Genomic DNA, 18,411 nt, shown 5'->3' on the forward strand with positions numbered 1-18,411 from the left:
TGCTGCGGTTTCCCCCACCTAATACGCCTGAGCGTGCATTGAAAGGTGGCTTTGCGGCCTTACCGCCCCGTCCGGGCCTCGATTGCGGCGGTCGCCACGCCCGTTGAAGCGCGGTCTGCTTGCACAAAACCCGCAAAAAACTTGTCCACAGGCGCCTGTGGACAAGTTTCATTGTGAAAAACCGATCAAACCTCGTCGGGGAAGTGTTTGATGGTCATCCGGATCGGGTTTGGCGCCGCCTGCCCCAGCCCGCAGATCGAGGCATCCGCCATGGCCACGCAAAGCTCCTCCAGCAAGGGCTGGTTCCAGCTTTCCGCGCTCATCAGCTTGACCGCCTTTTCGCAGCCCACCCGGCATGGCGTACACTGACCACAGCTTTCGTCCTCAAAGAACCGCAACATGTTCAGCGCCGCGTCGCGGGCGCTGTCCTTGTCCGACAGGACAACCACCGCCGCCGAGCCGATAAAGCTGCCATGCGGCTGCAAGGTGTCAAAATCCAGCGGGATGTCATCCATCGACGCGGGCAACAGCCCCGACGACGGGCCGCCCGGCTGATAGGCCTTGAAGCGGTGCCCCTCGGCCATGCCACCGGCGGCCTCGATCACGTCAAGGATGGTGGACCCGGCGGGCAGCAGATGGACACCCGGTTGCGCCACGCGCCCGGAAACCGAGTAAGAGCGCAGCCCCTTGCGACCGTTCTTTTCAACGCCGGACAGGATTTCGGGCCCGTCGCGGCAGACCTTCGCCACCCAGTACAGCGTCTCGATGTTGTGAACCAGTGTAGGGCGGTCAAACAGCCCGACCTGCGCCACATAGGGCGGACGATGACGCGGCATCCCGCGCTTGCCCTCGATCGACTCGATCATCGCGCTTTCTTCGCCGCAGATATAGGCCCCGGCGCCGCGCCGCAGGTCGATATAGCCCTTGTCGACCAGCCCCGCCTCTTCGATCCGGGCGATCTCGACGCGCAGGACCTCCAGCAAGGCGGGGTATTCGTCGCGCATGTAGATATAACAGCGCTCCGCCTCCACCGCCCAGGCCGCGATCAGCATTCCCTCAAGGAAAACATGCGGTTCCCGCTCAAGGTAAAAGCGATCCTTGAAGGTGCCCGGCTCCCCCTCGTCGCCATTCACCGCCAGATAGCGCGGACCCGGATTGGCGCGGACAAAGCCCCATTTGCGCCCCGACGGGAACCCCGCGCCGCCCAACCCGCGCAGGCCAGAGGACAAAACGGTTTCCTGCACGGCTTCCCAGTCACCATTGGCGCGCAAGTCCGTCAGAACGGCATAGCCGCCATCTGAGGAATAGGCGTCAAACCCCTGATATTCGGGGATATGTGCGTGCGTGTCCTTGGCGTCAATCGCCGCGCGCACCTTGTCCACGGTGGCGTGGTCGATGTGGTTGTGCCCCAGTTCCAGCACCGGCGCGGTGTCACACCGGCCCATGCAGGGCGCGCGCAGAACGCGGACCTCTGCCGGGTCCATGCCTTCCTCCAGAGCGGCGCGCAACTGCTCGGCCCCGGCCAGTTCGCAGGACAGCGAATCGCAGACACGGATGGTCAGCGCGGGCGGCGGGGTCTCGCCCTCTTTGACGATGTCGAAATGGGCGTAAAAGCTGGCCACCTCGTAAACCTCGGCCATCGACAGGCGCATCACTTCGGCCAGAGCGCGCAGATGCGCCGCCGACAGGTGGCCGTTAGCGTCCTGAATCAGATGCAGGAACTCGATCAGCAGGTCGCGATTGCGCGGGCGGTCGCCCAACAGCGCCTTGACCTCTTCCCAAGCCTGATCCTCGACCTGGCGGCCCTTGGGCGTGACCCGCCCCTTGCCCTTGCCCGATTTCCAGACGCCTTTGCGTTCGTCGAGTGCCATGCATGTCTCCCTTGCCTGCCGCGCACCATATATCCGTTCCTCCGGGCGGCGGGACCGAAAAACGACGCATTCCCGCGTCACTGCGCCCAGAAAAACGCCCGGTTTCGTCGCATCGGGAACGGAATGTTCCGATATGTTAAACTCCGGGCCTTACAGGAGCATTCATGCTGCGGTTCATCTTGGCAACGCATGGAATAGTCTTACTTCTGGCGGCGGCGTTGCTGTTCGGCGCGCCGTTTCCGGCGCTTGCGCTGATCTATATCACGGTCTTTGCCTATGGCATGGACCGCCTGTCTGCCCTGGCCGGGCCGGATCATCCGGGGCAGGAATTTCCCGCCGGTGACGGGCTGTCGGTCTGTCTGGCGCTGGCCCACTTCCCGCTGCTGTATGGCGCTGTCTGGACGCTGGCGGCAAGCGCCGCAACAACGCCTGACAAGATACTGATTTTCCTGTCACTCTCCCTGTTCATCGGACAGGTGGGAAACGCCAACGCGCATGAGCTGATCCATCGCGGGTCGCGCAGCCTGCGGCGGCTGGGTGTGGCGGTTTATGCCTCGATCCTGTTCGGGCACCATGCCTCGGCCCATGTGCGCGTCCACCATGTTCACGCCGCCACGCGCCGCGATCCCAACTCGGCGCGCGCCGGGGAAAGCTTTTACGCCTTCGCGCTGCGGGCCTGGGTCGGGGCTTTTCGGGCGGGCTACCGGGCCGAATCGCGGTTGCGGCGGGGTAGCGGGCTGCATCCATACCTGGGCTATCTGTCCGGCGCGGCCCTGTCTCTGGCCATTGCGCTGCTTCTGGCGGGCCCCAAAGGCGGTGCCGCGCTGATCGCCATTTCCGCCTATGCGCAGGTGCAACTGCTGTTGTCCGACTACGTGCAGCACTACGGTTTGCAGCGGCGCGACATCGCCCCCGGCAAGGCCGAACCGGTCGGCCCGCAACATAGCTGGAACGCGCCGCACAGCTTTACCTCGGCCCTGATGCTCAACGCGCCGCGCCATTCCGACCACCACGCGCATCCCGCGCGCCCCTATCCCGGTCTGGACCTTGACCGGCAGGCCATGCCGATCCTGCCCTATGCCCTGCCCACGATGGCGGTCATCGCGCTGATCCCGCCGGTCTGGCGCCGGATAATGGACCCCCGCGCCCGCCGCTGGACCGCCGCGCAACACCGGCCAGAGACCGCTTACGGTTAACCATTCATGAATACCCCACTTCCGGGCGCCGGCGGATTCTGGCAATTTGAGCCTTATGAAACACATTGTCGCCCTTGCCCTGACCTGCCTGACCGCTCTGCCCGCGCTGGCGGCAGAGCCCATGTCGGCCTCCGATTTTGAACGCTACGTGACCGGGAAAACCCTGTATTTCGGCCTCAACGGTGAGGCCTACGGGGTCGAGAAATACCTGCCCGACCGGCAGGTGACCTGGTCCTTCCTTGACGGCAAATGCAAGGAGGGCTTCTGGTACGAAGAGTCCAGCCAGATCTGCTTTGTCTATGAGGACAACCCGGACCCGCAATGCTGGAGCTTTTTCAAAGAGGGTGCCGGGCTGCGCGCGGTGTTCGAAAACGACCCCGCCAGCACGGTGCTGTACGAGGCCCAGCAGAACGACAAGCCGATGCTGTGCCACGGCCCCGACGTCGGCGTCTGACGCTCAGGCCAGCGCGGACATGCTTTGCCGGATCTCATCGCTGAGGGCGTGGGTGATGGCAGGCTGACCGCTGCCCACATACAGGTTTATTTTCTGCATCCCGAGTTCCGGCAGCCCGCAACCGTCAAGCGGGATCAGGTAGGAGGCGGAATGCCCCTCCAGCCGGGCGGTGACCGCCAGATCGGCGCTGACCGTGGCGTCGATGGTGGTTTCGCTGTCGGAATCCACCGCCAGTTCCCAGTCCAGCCCCGCCGCGTCCAGCCTGCGCATGGTTTCCTCGCGAAACCCGCAGGTCCGGGCAAAGGCGATGCGCAGGGGCCGCTGGCGCACCGCCTGCCCGTTCGGGGCCCCAAACCAGCGCATCGGCACCTCCAGCAGCGTCTCGCCCCCGGCCTCGACCCCGGTTTCCGTGGTCATGATCACATCCATTTCGCCACGGGCGAACTGCGCCTTCAGCACCCGCGTGAAAGAGCTGACCAACTGGATCTTGACCCGAGGATGACTGCGCCCCATGCGCTGCAACACCTGCGGAATCGCCGGATAGACAATGTCGACAGGAACACCGAGACGAATTTCGCCCTCCCACCCCTTGTCGGTCAGCCGTCCGTAGGCCTCATCGTTCAACTCAACCATCTTTTGCGCATAGGTCAGCAGTTGCGCCCCCGCCGGAGTCAGCGTCACCCCGCGCCCGGTGCGGTCCAGCAATTGCTGGTCCAGCATCTCTTCCAGCCGCTTGATCTGCATTGAGACCGCCGATTGCGTCAGGTTGAGAAAGCCCGCCGCGCGGGTCACTCCGCCCGACTGGGCCACCGCCGCGAAGGACCGCAGCGTGGTCAGGTCCAGATTGCGCATTCATCACCTCTTGTGATGGGTTTCGTCACATACATTCACTTTCAATATCAAGCACGGATCGCCACATTGATCAACGGCAAACATGGCACGGCCATGAGGTATCAATTTCTGTGAAGGACCCCATCATGATCCGCTCAATAGATCCGCTGTTCCCCGCGTTCCTGTTCCGTATCGGCCGGAATTTGCGGGACTCTCCGGTCGCCGCGCGCATCGACACCGCCGCCAAAACCGCCCCCAAGGCCCGCCCCGACGACCGCCCGGATTGGGACGCACCTGCGCATTGGATCGAGCCGGACCGCCATTGGTGACAATATCGCAGATATAATGCCAACCAATAGGCCTGAAGTTCTTGAAAATCGGCTCCGTTCCGCCAATATCTACGACAACTCCGGGCGCATGCACGAGCGGCGTCCGAGGGAACACAGGGATTACTCGGAGGCTTAAATGGCAGATTATCAAACGGTCCGGGCAGCTGGCGTCTCCGGCGCACGCGCTGCCCAGATTGACGAAGGGCTTCGCGCCCATATGAACAAGGTCTACGGCACCATGTCCGTGGGCACCTTCATCACCTTTCTGGCCGCATGGGCGATTTCCGGACTGGCTGTGACCACCGACCCCGCAGGGGCCACGGTGATGATCCGCGACGGCCAGTTCCTAACCGGACTGGGTGAGGCGCTGTACATGTCGCCGCTGAAATGGGTGGTGATGTTCGCTCCGCTGGCGTTCATCTTCTTCGGTTTCGGCGCGGCGGTGAACCGCCTGAACGCTGCGGGCGTGCAACTGGTGTTCTACGCCTTCGCCGTGCTCATGGGCCTCTCGCTCAGCTCGATCTTTCTGGTCTACACCGGCCTGTCGATCATTCAGGTCTTTCTGACCACCTCGGTCGCCTTTGCCGGTCTGTCCCTCTGGGGCTACACCACGAAAAAGGACATCTCCGGCTGGGGGTCGTTCCTGATCATGGGTGTGATCGGCTTGCTGGTCGCCTCGATCATCAACATCTTCCTTGGCAGCCCGGCGATCCAGTTCGCCGTGTCGATCCTGGGTGTGCTGATCTTCGCGGGCCTGACCGCCTATGACACGCAGAACATCAAGAACACCTACATTCAGCATGCGGCGCATGGGGATCAGGACTGGCTGGGCAAGGCCGCCATCATGGGCGCGCTGAACCTCTACCTCGACTTTATCAACATGTTCATGTTCCTGCTTCAGCTTCTCGGAAGCCGCGAGTAACACATCGCAATAATCGTGCTATAGGGAAAGGGCCGGTCGGTTGACCGGCCCTTTTTCGTGTTGGGCCTTGGGCGGCCGTGGGAGACAACATGCCGATCATTACCGAAGACACCGTGCAGCGAAACTCCGGCGACGGACCGCTGGGAACCTATGAATCGCTCTTGTTCAGCGACTCCGGCGGGCTGACGCAATTCGGCGCGGTGGTGGAAATCCTGTCGCCCGGTGCGCGTTCCTCCTATCCCCACTGGCACGAATCAGAGGATGAGATGGTCTATGTGCTGGAGGGTACGCTGACCCTGATCGAGGGCGACCGCGAAGAGGTGATCTCTGCCGGGTCCGCCGCGACCTTTGTCGCCGGAACGGAAACGCCCCACAGCTTTGTCAATCGCTCTGACGCGCCGGTACGCATCCTTGTGGTCGGCACCCGCGCCCCGCGCGACCGGGTGCATTATCCCGGTGAGGACCGCGTGCAGCTGATCGAACGCACCAGCGATGAGCGGCGCTGGACGCATCTCAACGGCGCGCCCGCCGACCCGCTGCCCTGAGGCTCACAAACGCCGGATCATGAACACCGCCGGAAAGCCGATCCCGCCGCGCAGGGGCACGGTCATGCGGCCCTGCGGTTCAAACCCCAGTGACCGGTAAAACGGCTCGGCGGTCAGGGTACTTTGACAGTGCAGGGTCGAGACGTCGCTGGCGCGCGCCGCCTGCACGATATGTTCCAGCAACAGACGCCCCACCCCGCGCCGGACCGCATCCGGATCCGTTGCGACGTGGCGCACATGTCCGGTGCCGCTGGTCGCGGGGTGTCCGCCGGGCGCCTGCAGAGACCACCCGCCAGCGCCCAGAACCCGCCCCTCACCGTCCTCGACCACATAGAACTGCCCGGACGCCACCAGCGCGGGCTGCGCACGGGCGATCACCGGCACAGCCGTCACCAGCACCGAGGGTGGGTAGTCCGCCGCCAGCAGGCGGCTGTAGCTGCGCTGGAACAGCCGGTCCAGCGCGCCGATGTCCGCCTGTCGGGCGATGCGCAAGGTGATGTTGTCGGCCACGGCCCGACCTTTCCCGATCGTGTCACACAGGTTCAGGGCCACGACAGCGGCAACGCAAAGGGCCGCGCAGGATCACTCCCGCACGGCCCCGAAAACGCGTTCAGCCGAAGTGGCTTACTTGATCTTGCCTTCTTTGTACTCCACGTGCTTGCGCACAACGGGGTCGTACTTCTTGACAGACATCTTCTCGGTCATGGTCCGAGCGTTCTTCTTGGTCACGTAGAAGTGGCCGGTGCCCGCGGTGGAGTTCAGGCGGATCTTGATTGTGGTCGGCTTCGCCATGGGTCGTCTCCTGCAACACGCGGGAGCCCGCGCGTGAAATCCGTATGAGGCTCGCCTTTTATCGGTTGCAGGGCCTGAGTCAACCACTTCTTGACCAAAGCCGGGCAGACTGAAAAATCGGCCTGAATGTGCGCGGAAGGCCTGTAAGCCGGATTCTGTTCTTGGGCCGGTTTCCCGGCCCTCAGACGACCATTCCTCTGGACCGCGCGTTGCCACGCGGCTCTAGCTGCCAACCCGGATCACCAAGGCCGAAGCGGCCCTGCGCCCGAAGGCGCGTGTGATCCCTATTCGGCATTGCTCCCCGGTGGGGCTTGCCATGCGGGCGCTGTTGCCAGCCCCCCGGTGGGCTCTTACCCCACCTTTTCACCCTGTCCCGCACGCAGGCGCGCAGGCGGTCTGTTTTCTGTGGCGCTTTCCGTCAAGTTGCCCTGCCCGGGCGTTACCCGGCACCGGTGCTTCGGTGAGTCCGGACTTTCCTCTCATGTCTCCACAAGCGGCCGTCCGGCCTTCCGCGCCCGTGTCCCTTAGGCAAAGCCCGCGCTCAGCGCAAGAGCAAGGGTTGCGCCAGCCAGCCAAGCAGGGCGTCGGTCACCGCCTCGGGCTGTTCCAGCATCGGCATGTGGCCCGCATCCTCGATCACCCGCAGCTCTGCCTTGGGGATCATCTCGGCCATGAAACTGTGCCGTTTGACCGGATACAGCCTGTCCTCGGCCCCGCACAGCACCAGCGTCGGCACATTGATCCGCCGCAGCGTGCCCTGCTGGTCGCGCCGCCGCTGCATGGCGCGCGACTGGCGGACAAAGACCTCTGGCCCCAGACCGCGCGCCATCTCCAGCACAAGGGCCAGCACCTCGCGTTGGTGGGGACCGGGGGCCAGATCGGCAAGCCGGAATTCCTCGGCCAACACCGCGTCGAAGCGACCGGCGCGGGCGCGAATCATCTGCGGATCGCGCAGCGCCGCAACCTGCGGCGTTTCGGCCAGCGGCGTGGTGCCCATCAGCGCCAGCCGCGTCACACGGTCGGGCGCGCGGCGGTATACCTCCATGGCGACGATCCCGCCCATCCCGTGCCCCACCAGCGCAAAGCGCGTCGGCACAAGGTCCAGCAAGGTCGAGGCGATTTCCTCGATACGGTCGCCTTGGGTGATCGGGGCGATCATCACCGCCTGATCGCGCGACATCTCCGCGATCTGCGGGCCGTACAGGCGGGCATCGGACATCTGCTCCGGCAGAAAGACAAGTGTTTCGGTCATGTGATCCGGCGCACCCGATCACTGGCGCTTGTCCTGCCTGCCACTCCGCTCACTCCGCACACGCCTGTTGTCGCGCCGCACCCTAACAGATGGCGCGGCGAGCGAAAGTGGGCCCGGTGGTCATGGACCGCCGCCAGCGACAGTTGCCCGGATCTGTGGCCCAGATTTGTAGACCGGACTTGTGGCCGGGGACGGTGGGCGGGGCGATGTTCCGGCCAAAGGCCGGATCGAGCGCCGTCCCCCGTCCCCGAACCCGTCCAAGGGTCAGTTCGTCTTGATCTGGTCCCAGAACACCCCCAGATGCCGCGACACGATCTGGCTATAGCGGTCGGTCTTCTTCAACTCCGCCAGCCCGGCATTGATCCGGTACAGATGTGTCGTGCCGCGCCAATGCTTTTTCGAGATGATCACATGCAGCCCCTCGACCGACAGCGGCTTGTCCAGCGGCACCACCTGCCCGCGCAGCCCCATGTCGTCGATGGTCTTGGCACCCAGAAACACGTTGACCGTCACCGCATCCACCCGGCCCGCCATCAGCTCGCGGAAACAGGCCTGCGGATCGTCCGCCTGCACCAGCGTGATAAGCCCCCGGCTCAGCCATTCACGGCCCGGACGGTCAAGGTCATGGGTGAAATACCCCTTCGGTCGGCACAGGCGCTTGCCGATCACATCCGCGTCCGAGTCGTAGGTAAAGCCCGATCCGGGACGGGTGAACAACAGCACCAGAATCTCGACCAGCGGGTCGGAGAAATGGAAATTGGCGCAGCGCTCATTGTCCGGGGTCTGCTCGCAGTTGGGCTTGAGCCATGGAAAGCCCATGTCCGCCTCTTTGCTGTCAAGGATCGGGAACAGGTGCGTCGACCAGTCGTCCTGCCATGTGATCGAATAGGTCACCGGGCTTGGCGTCGCCTCCAGCGCGGCATTCACCAGTTCCGTCACCATGCCCTGCCCCGGCCATTCGCGGTCGGTGAAGGGCGCGTAGTTCGACCCGGTGATCAGCTTCATCTCGGCATTGTCCGGCCCCTGCCGCAGCGGGGTGGCGTCGGCGCGCACCTCACCCTCCTGACAGGGCAGGTCCAGCACCTCGCCGGGCGAGACCTGAAACACGCTCGACCGCAGTCGGTCTTCATTGGCGTAATAGATCAGCGTCCATTTCTCGGGATCGCCATAGCGCGCCTCTGCGATGGTAAAGACCGTGTCGCCGGTCTGAACCGTATAGGCCTCGGGCGCGCATTGGGCCAAACCGCCCGACGCCCAGACCGACGCCAAAAGTGTCAGCGCGGCGGCCAGCGCCGCCGCCCGTTTCCGTCCGCCAAGGGCCATGGCCTAGAGTCCCGCCCAGATGCTCGACATATGCTTGTCCAGCACGGTCAGGTAGTCGCCGCTGTCCCGCAGCACGCCCAGACCCTCGTCAAAGGCGGCGATCAACTCTGCCGCCCGTGGATTCGCCTTGTGCGCCACCACATGCAGCCCCTCGATGGCCAAGGGCCGGGACAGTTGCAGCTCGACCCGCTCCGCCAACCCCATGTCCTTTAGCACGACGCGCCCGGTGAACTCATTCATCGCCACCGCATCGACCGACCCGTCGACCAATCGCGCGAAACATTCTTCGCTGCTGGGCGGTTGTTGCAACCGCGCGCCCGCCTGCACCAGATAGCCGCCCCCCAGCCCGCCCCGACCGGCGGCGTTGAACCCCAGCGGGCTACAGACCCGCAGACCGGCCAGATCGCCCTCGCCGGAATAGGTCACACCGCTGCCCTTGGCGGTGAACAGCACCACCAGCATCTCGAACATCGGTTCGGAATAGACGTAATCGGTACACAGATCCGTGGTGGCCGCCGCGCCCTCGCAATCCGGTTTCTTCCACGGAAAGGCCAGATCGGCCATGCCCTCTTTCAGCATCGGGTCCAGATGCACGGTGCGGTCGTTGACCCAGTAGAACTTGTGCAGGCCCACCTTGTCGGTGGCCACAAAGGCGCGGTTCACAAGGTCGGTGATCAGCCCCGAGGACATCAGCAGCCGGTTGGTAAAGGGGCGAAAGTCATCCGCCGCCAGCAGCCGCACATCCACACCGCGCGCCTGCCGCGCCGTCGCCTCGATCCGCGCTTGCTGTACCCGCTCGGGAGAGACGGTTGCCGCCGCGGGATTGACCGGGTCGATCTGGGTTCCCCCCGGCAGTCCAACCGGCATCCCGGCAATGCAGGGCAGCCGATAGGTCTGGCCGACGCGGATCTTGTCCGGGCTCGGGATCTTGTCGCGATTGTTGCGATAGATCACCGTCCACTGACTGGCATCCCTGTAATGCGTGTCGGCAATCGCCGACAGCGAGTCACCCGGTCGCACCTTGTAGTTGCCACCACAAGTTTCTGCGGACAGCGTCGTGGCCCCCGCCATGGCCATAGCCACAGCCGCCGCGCATGCGCGTTTCATCATCTGCCTATCCCCCAATAAACGTCGCGAAACTGTCCCCCATCTTGTGCCGTGGGTCAACGCTCGCTCTAGGGAATGTGGGCTTGTCCATATCTATCAGGGTCTTCGCGGCCATACCTTCCGCTCTGCCGTAACGGGCGGGAGGGAAATGACCGTGATGCAACCATAGGATTACCTACAGAATCGGGCGACTCGCCAGCAACAGGGAATGCCCCCGGCAGTCGGCGTCTTCGGGGACAAATGCCTCGACCGGGGCCCCCGCCGCCGACAGCACCTCGGCATAGTCGTCCGGCGACAAGGACGCGTGGTATACTTTTTCGCCCGCGACAGTCCCCCAGACCTCGCCCGCCCCCGGCCCGACCGTCAGCAACAGACGGCCCCCCGGCGCAAGGTGGCGCGCGATGGTCGGCAGGGCCGTGCGCTGCGCCGCCTGCGTGAGGTGAAAGAAACTGCCCCAGCCGATGATCGCGTCAAAGCGCCGGTCCAGCGACAGCGACCGCATGTCCGCCTCGATCACCCGCGCGCCCGGCAGATTGCGGGCATACAGCGCCAGCATCGCGGGCGCATAATCCACCCCGGTCACGTCATAGCCCTGTGCGGCGAGGTACAGACCAATCGGCGCGCCCGCTCCACAGCCAAGGTCCAGCACCGCGCCCCCCTTTGGCACATCCGCCAGCGCCCGCTCCAGCCAGGGCCGTTCAAACAACGAGGTGTCACGTTCAGCGGCATAGGCCTCTGCCTGCCGCTGATAGACCTCGCGGTTGCTCATCCGGTCTGCGCCACAATCTGCGTCCAGACCGCCGCCTCATCATACAGGGTCCATTCCCGGCGCAGCCCGCGCGGCCCGAACTCCGCATGACTGATCCCCATGACATAAAGATCCGCCCCCGTGGGCCGCCCAAACGCGCCCCAGCCTTCGTGACGCCCCTTCAGCGACCAGCGCAGCGCCGCGCGCGGCGGCATCAACGGCTCTTCCATACCGATCCGGTGGTGCACCTCGAACCGGGCCGAGGGCATCGCCGCCCGCAATCCCAGCCAGAACCGGTCCGCCGCCTCGACGCCATGCGCCTCGACACCGCCGGGATAGAACAGGTGGCAGGCGCGGTCGTACTGGTCCGGGATCACCGACAGATCACCGTCCATCACCCGCATCAGCAAGGCGGCAAAGCCTTCGCCCCATTGGTCGGTGTTGCCCAGCCCGGTATACGGCCCGGTGACATCCACCCGTGGCGTAAACGGCTGGGTGTCCGGGTCCAGATCGGGCAGCCGCGCGCGTGCCCAGTCCTCTGCGGTCTGTCCCAACTGGCGCAGCACCGCGCCGGTGTCCGTCACCCGCCAGACATCGCTGATCTGGTCGCGCTTGGCATAGCTGTCGACAATTTCCCTATACAGCAGCGCCCGCCCCGAGGCAGGGCCCAGCGCCCCGTCGCCGGTGTGGGTCGCCTGCGTCAGAATCCGCTGCGAGCCCAGCATCCCGACCCGCGCATGACCCGACCAAATCACATCCTCGCCCAGCAACCGCCGGTCCGGCAGGCTGACCAGCGTCGCCATCGCGTCCTCTGCCATGGCGCGCGCGCCGAACTGGATGCCCTCTGCGCCGCGCAGGATGACCTCGGGGTGGTAATGCGCCTGTGCCCGCGCGGTCAGGCCGCGCCCTTCCCAGATGTCGCTGGTCGCCGCCAGCAGGAAATCGGGGAAATCATGCGCCTCGGGATCGAAACCGTCCATCACGGGGCGTCCCGGTCGCGGGTTTGGGGGGTGCAGTCTCGACGGGTCAACGCTGGGGAACCTCACTCTGCGGTTGTGTCCGTCGCAGGCTAGCCCTCCGCATTCCGGGTGTCCAGCGCCGCTCAGGCCGGACGGACGATGCCCCGAAACGGTGGGAAATCCGCATAGCGCGCGGCGCGGGTGTCCAATGGCTCCTCCGGGTCTGCCCCCGGTTTCAGCAGCGTGCCTTTTGGCGCGATATAGCTGTCGATGCGCCGCAAAGGCACCGGCCGCCACGCGAGGTTAAAGGCGCAGAGCTTGGGAAAGAACCAGATGTCGGAATAATCCAGATGGTCGTGCAGCCACCACGCCAGATCGCGCCAGTCGCGGCCCTGCGCGTAACGCTCCGCAAACCACGGGATCACGATGGAGGCCCCCGCCACGGGCCGATCCGGCAGATCCCAGATGTGGCATTCCAGCGGATAGTCGTTGCGCGCGCAGTTCAGTTTACGGGCATTGCCAAAGGCATTCAGCCGCGCCGACCGATACCCCGACCGCACAAAGACCCGGCCAAAGGTCTCTTCCAAAGGGTCCATTAGCGCGGTCGCAAAGGCGCGCCCCCGTTCAAGCGCCAGATCAGGATCGTCCGGTATATTGCTGACTTCGTGAAAGTTTCCGATCTCGGAATACAGGAACTCGCGCATCCAGAAATGCCGCGACAGGCGTTCCCGCCCCAGCCTTTCCAAAGACCACATAGAGCGCGGGCGTCTCATCCCCGCAAATCACTCATATCCGCCCCAACGAAACGCGCCGTCCGGTCCCAGCGTCGAGAACGGGTTATAGGCCACCTCCCAGACATGGCCTTCAGGATCGGCGAAATAGCCGATGTGCCCGCCCCAGAACACGTCATGCGCGGGTTTCAGAATCTTGGCCCCGGCGGCCTTGGCGGCCGCAAGCACCTGCGCCACCTCTTCGCGGGTCCGGGTGTTGCAGGCCAGCGTGGCCGCCCCGGTGCCCAGATCGCCCGCCGCACAGCCCATGTCGCGCGCCAGATCCGCCAGCGGGTACAGGCCCAGCGCCTGCCCCACCAGATCAAAGACCACGATCCCCTCGGGCGTCTCGACGCGCCGCCAACCCAGCGCCTCGTAAAAGGCCTGCGCGCGCGCCATGTCGCGGCAGCCCAGCGTGATCAGACTTACTCTCTGGTCCATACTAACCTCCTTCGGGTGGCAATCGCCGCACCCAGTCCAGCATTACCTCCGCCAGCGGCGCGGACATGCCCGGCGACAGCACCGCGCCCGCCACCAGATGCCGCGACGGATCGTCCTCGGGCCCAAGCGTCACCTCATGCAGGTCCGCGCCCGCCCCCCAGCGCGCCGCCACCGTGCGGCTGACCCTGTGATCGACGATCTGATCGCCCGGATCGAACACGAACAGCGCGGGCGTGCGCACATCCTCATGCCGCCGCCGGGTTGCCGCCCGCACCGCCGCCCCCATCGGCAGAACCGCCAGACTGGGATAGCGCGTGGTCCACAACCGGGCATGCGCCGCGCTGCGCGGTTCAAACCCGATGTCTTTGCCCGCCAGCAGCGGCAGCCACCAGCGCGCACCGGGCCAGGTGATCAGCGCCGCCTTGGGATCAGCCACCCTGTAGTTGGGTGAGACCATCACCGCCCCCGCAACCCCCGCGCCCATGCCCTCGTGCAGCGCCAGGGTCGCCAAAGTGGCCCCGGTCGAGGTGCCCATGACCAGCACCCGCCGCCCGATGCGCCGCCCGATGGCCAGCGCCTCGGCAACATCCCGCATCCAGCCCTCGACCGTGGCCTCCGCCATCGCCGGGCCGTCACGCCCGTGGCCCCTGAGACGGGTAAACAGCAGGTTCGCCCCCAGCCCCTGCGCCACAAGGTCAGGCACCGGGCGGATCTCATCCGGGGCCGCCGAAAAGCCATGGATATAGACCACCGCCCACTCGGTCTGCGCCTCGGGCGCGCCGGACCAGTGAACGCGCTTTTCAGCGCCCGCGCGGATGCCCGGAACCCGCGCCTCCGCCGCCGCAAGATACGCGTCGACCCCGCCGTCCAGCACGGCGGCCTCAAAGGTCACATCGGTCTTGACCGGCTCACGCGGCGCCAGCGCGGCATAGGTGCCGCCCGCGGCGGCCAGCGCCCCGATCCCCCAAAGCAGCAGGCTCATCCCAGCACCTCGTCCAGCGCCGCCTCGATTTGCCTCAGGCACTCCGGCGTGGAAAACCGGTGATCCGCGCCTTTCACCAAGGTCAGACGCACATCCGGCCCGTCGATATGATCCAGCAACCGCAACGCCGTCTTGCGCGGAACCGCCTCATCCTCGGTCCCCTGCAACAGCCGCACCGGCCAGCCCATGACCAAGGGGCTGCGCAATACCAACCGCTCACGCCCGTCCTCGATCAGCCTGGCGGTCACAAAATACGGGTCCTCATAGGCCGACGGCACCAAGAGCTGCCCCTCTTCCATCACCTGCCGCCGCTGGTCGTCGGAAAACCCCGCCCAGAACCCGTCTTCGGTGAAATCCGGCGCGGCGGCGATGCCGATGAACCCGGCAATCCGCGGCAGCCGTTTGGCCAGAATCGCGGCGATCCACCCGCCCATGGACGACCCCACCAGCACCACCGGCCCCGGCGCGGCATGGCCGATCACCGCCTCGGCATCCGCCGCCCAGTCACCGATACACCCTTCCTCGAACACCCCCCCGGACTGGCCGTGCCCGGCATAGTCAAAGCGCAGAAACGCCCGCCCCCGCGCCGCGGCCCAGGCCTCCAGATGCACCGCCTTGGTGCCTTCCATGTCCGACCGGTACCCGGACAGAAACACCACGCAGGGCCCCCTCCCTTCGGTCCTGGCATAGGCCAGCCGCGTGCCGCGCGGCCCCTGAACATGCGCAATCGCCGCCATCGCGCGCCCCTTCTCTTATATCCTGACCATAGCGCCGCCCCGATGAGGCCGATAACACTCTTCCAGCTTCTTCTTTGTCAAAATACACCCGGGGGGTCGACCGTAGGGAGACGGGGGCAGCGCCCCCTCACCCGTCGATGCTCTGCGCCAGCACCCGGCTGATCACCGTCAGGCTCTCGCCGCTCTCCGCCTTCCACGTATTGAACGCATCCTGCACCGCCGCCATCGCCTTTTTCGAGGTCGGTTCCTTGTCGATCACCCCCTCGGCCTCCAGCCGCGCCACCACCGACGGCGACAGCACAAAGCTTTCCTTGCCCAGCGACCGCAGCGCATAGGCCCCGGTGGCGCCGCCCAGCCGCGATCCGGTCTTTTTCAGCCAGTCCAGCAGCCCGGCGAAATCCTCGGCGGGCCAGTCGCCGATCCTGCGCCCGAAACTGCCCGCTTCGGCGGCGACCTCCTGAATAAAGGCGGCGTTGTGCTGGATCGCCGACACCTTGGGCGGGCTGCGCACGATGCGCGGGTCGTCCAGCAATTCGTCGAACCAATCCTCCGACATCAGCGCCACGCGACCGACGTCAAAGGCGTGAAACGCCTCTTCGATGCCTGCCCATTTGTTTTCAACCACCTGCCAGCTGATCCCGGCCTGAAAGATGCCGCGCGCCAGTTGCGCCAGCCAGCGGTTGTCGGGGATCGCGGCCAGCGCGTCGGCGTCCAGCACCTTGGGCATATCCGCCAGCACCGCGTCCTCTCCGCCCTTGCGCGCTGCCGCGATGGAAAGGATCTCTTGATAGCTCCGCATGGCGCTCTCCTTCATGTCGGGCGACAGCCTGCGCCGGGGCCGCACGGGGCGCAAGGGCCATCCGGGCCTTGCCGCTTGACAACCGACCTGTCGGGGGCCATTTCCGCCCCCACAAACCTATACCCGCAACCGGGCGTTCCGTGGGCGCCAAACCGACGAGGAGTTGAGGCCGATGGCCCAGATTTCCCTGACCTTTCCAGATGGCTCGAAACGTGACTTCGACAAGGGCGTGACCCCTGCCGAGGTGGCGGCGAGCATTTCCAAATCGCTTGGCAAGAAAGCGATCTCCGCCACCGTAGGCGACGCCCACTGGGACCTGCAATGGCCCATCGAGGCTGACGCCGACATCGCCATCAACACGCTGGCCGACGACGCCCCCGCGCTGGAACTGATCCGGCACGACCTCGCGCACATCATGGCGCGCGCGGTGCAGGAACTGTGGCCGGGTGTCAAAGTCACCATCGGCCCGGTGATCGACAACGGCTGGTACTACGATTTCGACCGCGCAGAGCCGTTCACCCCCGAAGACCTCGGCGCGATCGAAAAGAAGATGAAAGAGATCATCAACAAACGCGATCCCGTCACCACCGAGATCTGGGACCGTGCCCGCGCGGTGGCCTTCTACGAGGCCAACAATGAGCCCTACAAAGTCGAATTGATCGAGGCGATCCCCGGCGATGAGCCGCTGCGCATGTATTGGCACGGCGACTGGCAAGATCTGTGCCGCGGTCCGCACCTGCAACACACCGGGCAGGTGCCGGGCGACAGCTTTAAGCTGATGAGCGTGGCCGGGGCCTATTGGCGCGGCGACAGCAAGCGCCAGATGCTGCAACGCATTTACGGCGTCGCCTTCAAGAACAAGGAAGACCTGAAAAAGCACCTGCACATGCTGGAAGAGGCCGCCAAGCGCGACCACCGCAAGCTGGGCCGCGAAATGGACCTGTTCCACATGCAGGAAGAGGCCCCCGGTCAGGTGTTCTGGCATCCCAACGGCTGGACCATCTACACCCAGTTGCAGGACTACATGCGCCGCAAGCAGCGCGCCGGTGGCTACCGCGAAATCAACACCCCGCAGGTGGTGGACCGCAAGCTGTGGGAGGCCTCGGGCCACTGGGACAAGTACCAGCACCACATGTTCATCGTCGAAGTCGATGAAAGCCGCGACGGTGAAAACGATGACGCCGCCGTCAAGGACAAGTCCCAGACCCGGATCAACGCGCTGAAGCCAATGAACTGCCCCTGCCACGTGCAGGTGTTCAACCAGGGTCTGAAATCCTATCGCGACCTGCCGCTGCGGCTGGCCGAATTTGGATCGTGCTCGCGGTTCGAACCCTCCGGCGCGCTGCATGGCATCATGCGGGTGCGCGGGTTCACGCAGGACGACGCGCATATCTTCTGCACCGAGGATCAGATTCAACAGGAATGCGCGCGCTTCATCGACTTTCTGGCCGACATCTACCGCGAGCTGGGTTTCCCCGAGTTCGAAATTCGCTTTGCCACCCGCCCCGAAAAGCGCGTCGGCAGTGAGGAAAGCTGGGACTATGTCGAGAACGCGCTGGAAAACGCGATCAAGGCGGTGGGCCGCGACTACACGCTGGAACCGGGCGACGGGGCCTTTTACGGCCCCAAGCTGGACTTTTACCTGACCGACGCCATTGGCCGGGTCTGGCAATGCGGCACCTTTCAGGTGGACCCGAACCTGCCGGAACGTCTGGGCGCGTCCTATATCGCACAAAGCGGCGACAAGACCCGGCCCTTCATGCTGCACCGCGCGACGCTGGGATCGTTCGAACGCTTCATCGGCATCCTGATCGAGGAACACGCCGGCAAGCTGCCGTTCTGGCTGGCCCCGCGTCAGGTGGTTGTTGCCTCGATCACGTCCGAGGCGGATGACTACGTGGCAGAGGTGGTCGCCCAACTGACCGCCGCCGGTGTCCGCGCCGAGGCCGACATTCGCAATGAAAAGATCAACTACAAGGTGCGTGAGCATTCGGTCGGCAAGGTGCCGGTGATACTCGCCGTCGGCCACCGCGAGGTCGAGGAACGCACCGTCACCGTGCGGCGGCTGGGCGAAAAGCAGACGCAAGTGGCGGCGCTGGACGAGATCATCGCGCTGCTGGCCGCGGACGCCACCCCGCCCGATCTGCGCGGCTGACACTCCGCCTCTGATTGCGACATCTCGGGCCGCCCTGCGCAGGGCGGCCCGCTTTTTTTTGCAAAAACCGCGACGGAAACGCCGATCTGCCGCGTTACAAGCCTGACAGATTGCGTGATATGCCCTGCCCGGAGTCCCGGACCGGACCGATACCCTGTAACATTCTGCTCCGCAGCATCGGCAAAATCGCCGGACTCG

General features: G+C 65.2%; 20 protein-coding genes and 1 other RNA gene. 6 read left to right on the plus strand and 15 right to left on the minus strand.

From position 1 onward, the window contains the following. Positions 1-185: 185 nt before the first annotated feature. A complete protein-coding gene (locus ACN0S5_RS10335) occupies positions 186-1,871 on the minus strand; it encodes an NAD(P)H-dependent oxidoreductase subunit E (RefSeq protein WP_417208098.1) in 1,686 nt (561 codons plus the stop codon). A 164-nt stretch (positions 1,872-2,035) separates the two neighbouring features. On the opposite strand from ACN0S5_RS10335, the gene ACN0S5_RS10340 reads away from it, so the two are divergent. Both ACN0S5_RS10340 and ACN0S5_RS10345 read left to right on the plus strand, forming a co-directional pair. Then, positions 2,036-3,067, plus strand: coding sequence for an alkane 1-monooxygenase (locus ACN0S5_RS10340; protein ID WP_417208099.1), 1,032 nt, complete (start codon positions 2,036-2,038; stop codon positions 3,065-3,067). A 55-nt stretch (positions 3,068-3,122) separates the two neighbouring features. Continuing rightward, the gene (locus ACN0S5_RS10345; protein ID WP_417208139.1) at positions 3,123-3,521 is read left to right on the plus strand and encodes a hypothetical protein; all 399 of its coding nucleotides are present in this window, start codon (positions 3,123-3,125) and stop codon (positions 3,519-3,521) included. 3 nt (positions 3,522-3,524) lie between these two features. Here the strand turns inward: ACN0S5_RS10345 and ACN0S5_RS10350 are convergent, their stop codons facing one another. After that, on the minus strand, positions 3,525-4,373 hold the full coding sequence (locus ACN0S5_RS10350) for a LysR family transcriptional regulator (protein ID WP_417208100.1): 849 nt from the start codon (positions 4,371-4,373) through the stop codon (positions 3,525-3,527). A 125-nt stretch (positions 4,374-4,498) separates the two neighbouring features. Between ACN0S5_RS10350 and ACN0S5_RS10355 the strand changes: the two genes are divergently transcribed. The 3 genes from ACN0S5_RS10355 (at position 4,499) to ACN0S5_RS10365 (ending at position 6,148) form a co-directional block, all read left to right on the plus strand. Next, positions 4,499-4,681: a hypothetical protein gene (locus tag ACN0S5_RS10355; RefSeq protein WP_417208101.1), complete on the plus strand. Its 183-nt coding sequence runs from the start codon at positions 4,499-4,501 to the stop codon at positions 4,679-4,681. Between the two features lie 136 nt (positions 4,682-4,817). Beyond that, positions 4,818-5,603 (plus strand): Bax inhibitor-1 family protein, encoded by a 786-nt coding sequence (locus ACN0S5_RS10360; RefSeq protein ID WP_417208102.1) that lies wholly within the window; start codon positions 4,818-4,820, stop codon positions 5,601-5,603. An 89-nt stretch (positions 5,604-5,692) separates the two neighbouring features. Beyond that, a complete protein-coding gene (locus tag ACN0S5_RS10365; protein WP_417208103.1) occupies positions 5,693-6,148 on the plus strand; it encodes a cupin domain-containing protein in 456 nt (151 codons plus the stop codon). 3 nt (positions 6,149-6,151) lie between these two features. Here ACN0S5_RS10365 and ACN0S5_RS10370 read toward each other — a convergent pair whose 3' ends face one another. The 13 genes from ACN0S5_RS10370 to ACN0S5_RS10430 all read right to left on the minus strand — a co-directional run bounded on the left by ACN0S5_RS10370 (position 6,152) and on the right by ACN0S5_RS10430 (position 16,058). Then, a complete protein-coding gene (locus ACN0S5_RS10370; RefSeq protein WP_417208104.1) occupies positions 6,152-6,658 on the minus strand; it encodes a GNAT family N-acetyltransferase in 507 nt (168 codons plus the stop codon). Between the two features lie 114 nt (positions 6,659-6,772). Continuing rightward, the gene (rpmG, locus tag ACN0S5_RS10375) at positions 6,773-6,940 is read right to left on the minus strand and encodes a 50S ribosomal protein L33 (protein WP_114512614.1); all 168 of its coding nucleotides are present in this window, start codon (positions 6,938-6,940) and stop codon (positions 6,773-6,775) included. Between the two features lie 128 nt (positions 6,941-7,068). Further along, positions 7,069-7,453: RNase P RNA component class A (rnpB, locus tag ACN0S5_RS10380), an RNA gene on the minus strand. Between the two features lie 28 nt (positions 7,454-7,481). After that, a complete protein-coding gene (locus tag ACN0S5_RS10385; RefSeq protein WP_417208105.1) occupies positions 7,482-8,192 on the minus strand; it encodes an alpha/beta fold hydrolase in 711 nt (236 codons plus the stop codon). Positions 8,193-8,456: 264 nt separating this feature from the next. Further along, the gene (locus ACN0S5_RS10390) at positions 8,457-9,515 is read right to left on the minus strand and encodes an ABC transporter substrate-binding protein (RefSeq protein WP_417208106.1); all 1,059 of its coding nucleotides are present in this window, start codon (positions 9,513-9,515) and stop codon (positions 8,457-8,459) included. Positions 9,516-9,518: 3 nt separating this feature from the next. Then, complete coding sequence (locus ACN0S5_RS10395) at positions 9,519-10,625, minus strand: LysM peptidoglycan-binding domain-containing protein (RefSeq protein WP_417208107.1); 1,107 nt, start codon at positions 10,623-10,625, stop codon at positions 9,519-9,521. 172 nt (positions 10,626-10,797) lie between these two features. After that, positions 10,798-11,391 carry a class I SAM-dependent methyltransferase gene (locus tag ACN0S5_RS10400; protein WP_417208108.1) on the minus strand — a complete coding sequence of 198 codons (594 nt, stop codon included), beginning with the start codon at positions 11,389-11,391 and terminating at the stop codon, positions 10,798-10,800. Beyond that, positions 11,388-12,350 (minus strand): ester cyclase, encoded by a 963-nt coding sequence (locus ACN0S5_RS10405; protein WP_417208109.1) that lies wholly within the window; start codon positions 12,348-12,350, stop codon positions 11,388-11,390. Before ACN0S5_RS10405 ends, ACN0S5_RS10400 begins: the two co-directional genes overlap by 4 nt. A 122-nt stretch (positions 12,351-12,472) precedes the next feature. Beyond that, positions 12,473-13,084, minus strand: a complete 612-nt coding sequence (locus tag ACN0S5_RS10410; RefSeq protein WP_417208110.1) for a hypothetical protein — start codon at positions 13,082-13,084, stop codon at positions 12,473-12,475. A 27-nt stretch (positions 13,085-13,111) separates the two neighbouring features. Next, positions 13,112-13,540 (minus strand): VOC family protein, encoded by a 429-nt coding sequence (locus tag ACN0S5_RS10415; RefSeq protein WP_417208111.1) that lies wholly within the window; start codon positions 13,538-13,540, stop codon positions 13,112-13,114. A 1-nt stretch (position 13,541) separates the two neighbouring features. Next, complete coding sequence (locus ACN0S5_RS10420; protein WP_417208112.1) at positions 13,542-14,522, minus strand: alpha/beta hydrolase; 981 nt, start codon at positions 14,520-14,522, stop codon at positions 13,542-13,544. After that, positions 14,519-15,259 (minus strand): alpha/beta hydrolase, encoded by a 741-nt coding sequence (locus tag ACN0S5_RS10425; RefSeq protein ID WP_417208113.1) that lies wholly within the window; start codon positions 15,257-15,259, stop codon positions 14,519-14,521. Before ACN0S5_RS10425 ends, ACN0S5_RS10420 begins: the two co-directional genes overlap by 4 nt. A 127-nt stretch (positions 15,260-15,386) precedes the next feature. After that, the gene (locus ACN0S5_RS10430; protein ID WP_417208114.1) at positions 15,387-16,058 is read right to left on the minus strand and encodes a DNA-3-methyladenine glycosylase I; all 672 of its coding nucleotides are present in this window, start codon (positions 16,056-16,058) and stop codon (positions 15,387-15,389) included. 172 nt (positions 16,059-16,230) lie between these two features. Between ACN0S5_RS10430 and thrS the strand changes: the two genes are divergently transcribed. Then, positions 16,231-18,213, plus strand: a complete 1,983-nt coding sequence (gene thrS / locus ACN0S5_RS10435; protein ID WP_417208115.1) for a threonine--tRNA ligase — start codon at positions 16,231-16,233, stop codon at positions 18,211-18,213. The last annotated feature ends 198 nt before the right edge of the window (positions 18,214-18,411 follow it).

It is taken from the genome of Antarctobacter sp. (assembly GCF_048262615.1).
GTDB lineage: Bacteria > Pseudomonadota > Alphaproteobacteria > Rhodobacterales > Rhodobacteraceae > Antarctobacter.

What these genes read in the sequence shown, in the direction of transcription:
- ACN0S5_RS10335 (WP_417208098.1), bottom strand. Translation starts at nt 1,871, where the DNA reads ATGGCACTCGACGAACGCAAAGGCGTCTGGAAATCGGGCAAGGGCAAG.
- ACN0S5_RS10340 (WP_417208099.1), top strand. Translation starts at nt 2,036, where the DNA reads ATGCTGCGGTTCATCTTGGCAACGCATGGAATAGTCTTACTTCTGGCG.
- ACN0S5_RS10345 (WP_417208139.1), top strand. Translation starts at nt 3,123, where the DNA reads ATGAAACACATTGTCGCCCTTGCCCTGACCTGCCTGACCGCTCTGCCC.
- ACN0S5_RS10350 (WP_417208100.1), bottom strand. Translation starts at nt 4,373, where the DNA reads ATGCGCAATCTGGACCTGACCACGCTGCGGTCCTTCGCGGCGGTGGCC.
- ACN0S5_RS10355 (WP_417208101.1), top strand. Translation starts at nt 4,499, where the DNA reads ATGATCCGCTCAATAGATCCGCTGTTCCCCGCGTTCCTGTTCCGTATC.
- ACN0S5_RS10360 (WP_417208102.1), top strand. Translation starts at nt 4,818, where the DNA reads ATGGCAGATTATCAAACGGTCCGGGCAGCTGGCGTCTCCGGCGCACGC.
- ACN0S5_RS10365 (WP_417208103.1), top strand. Translation starts at nt 5,693, where the DNA reads ATGCCGATCATTACCGAAGACACCGTGCAGCGAAACTCCGGCGACGGA.
- rpmG (WP_114512614.1), bottom strand. Translation starts at nt 6,940, where the DNA reads ATGGCGAAGCCGACCACAATCAAGATCCGCCTGAACTCCACCGCGGGC.
- ACN0S5_RS10385 (WP_417208105.1), bottom strand. Translation starts at nt 8,192, where the DNA reads ATGACCGAAACACTTGTCTTTCTGCCGGAGCAGATGTCCGATGCCCGC.
- ACN0S5_RS10390 (WP_417208106.1), bottom strand. Translation starts at nt 9,515, where the DNA reads ATGGCCCTTGGCGGACGGAAACGGGCGGCGGCGCTGGCCGCCGCGCTG.
- ACN0S5_RS10395 (WP_417208107.1), bottom strand. Translation starts at nt 10,625, where the DNA reads ATGATGAAACGCGCATGCGCGGCGGCTGTGGCTATGGCCATGGCGGGG.
- ACN0S5_RS10400 (WP_417208108.1), bottom strand. Translation starts at nt 11,391, where the DNA reads ATGAGCAACCGCGAGGTCTATCAGCGGCAGGCAGAGGCCTATGCCGCT.
- ACN0S5_RS10405 (WP_417208109.1), bottom strand. Translation starts at nt 12,350, where the DNA reads ATGGACGGTTTCGATCCCGAGGCGCATGATTTCCCCGATTTCCTGCTG.
- ACN0S5_RS10410 (WP_417208110.1), bottom strand. Translation starts at nt 13,084, where the DNA reads ATGTGGTCTTTGGAAAGGCTGGGGCGGGAACGCCTGTCGCGGCATTTC.
- ACN0S5_RS10415 (WP_417208111.1), bottom strand. Translation starts at nt 13,540, where the DNA reads ATGGACCAGAGAGTAAGTCTGATCACGCTGGGCTGCCGCGACATGGCG.
- ACN0S5_RS10420 (WP_417208112.1), bottom strand. Translation starts at nt 14,522, where the DNA reads ATGAGCCTGCTGCTTTGGGGGATCGGGGCGCTGGCCGCCGCGGGCGGC.
- ACN0S5_RS10425 (WP_417208113.1), bottom strand. Translation starts at nt 15,259, where the DNA reads ATGGCGGCGATTGCGCATGTTCAGGGGCCGCGCGGCACGCGGCTGGCC.
- ACN0S5_RS10430 (WP_417208114.1), bottom strand. Translation starts at nt 16,058, where the DNA reads ATGCGGAGCTATCAAGAGATCCTTTCCATCGCGGCAGCGCGCAAGGGC.
- thrS (WP_417208115.1), top strand. Translation starts at nt 16,231, where the DNA reads ATGGCCCAGATTTCCCTGACCTTTCCAGATGGCTCGAAACGTGACTTC.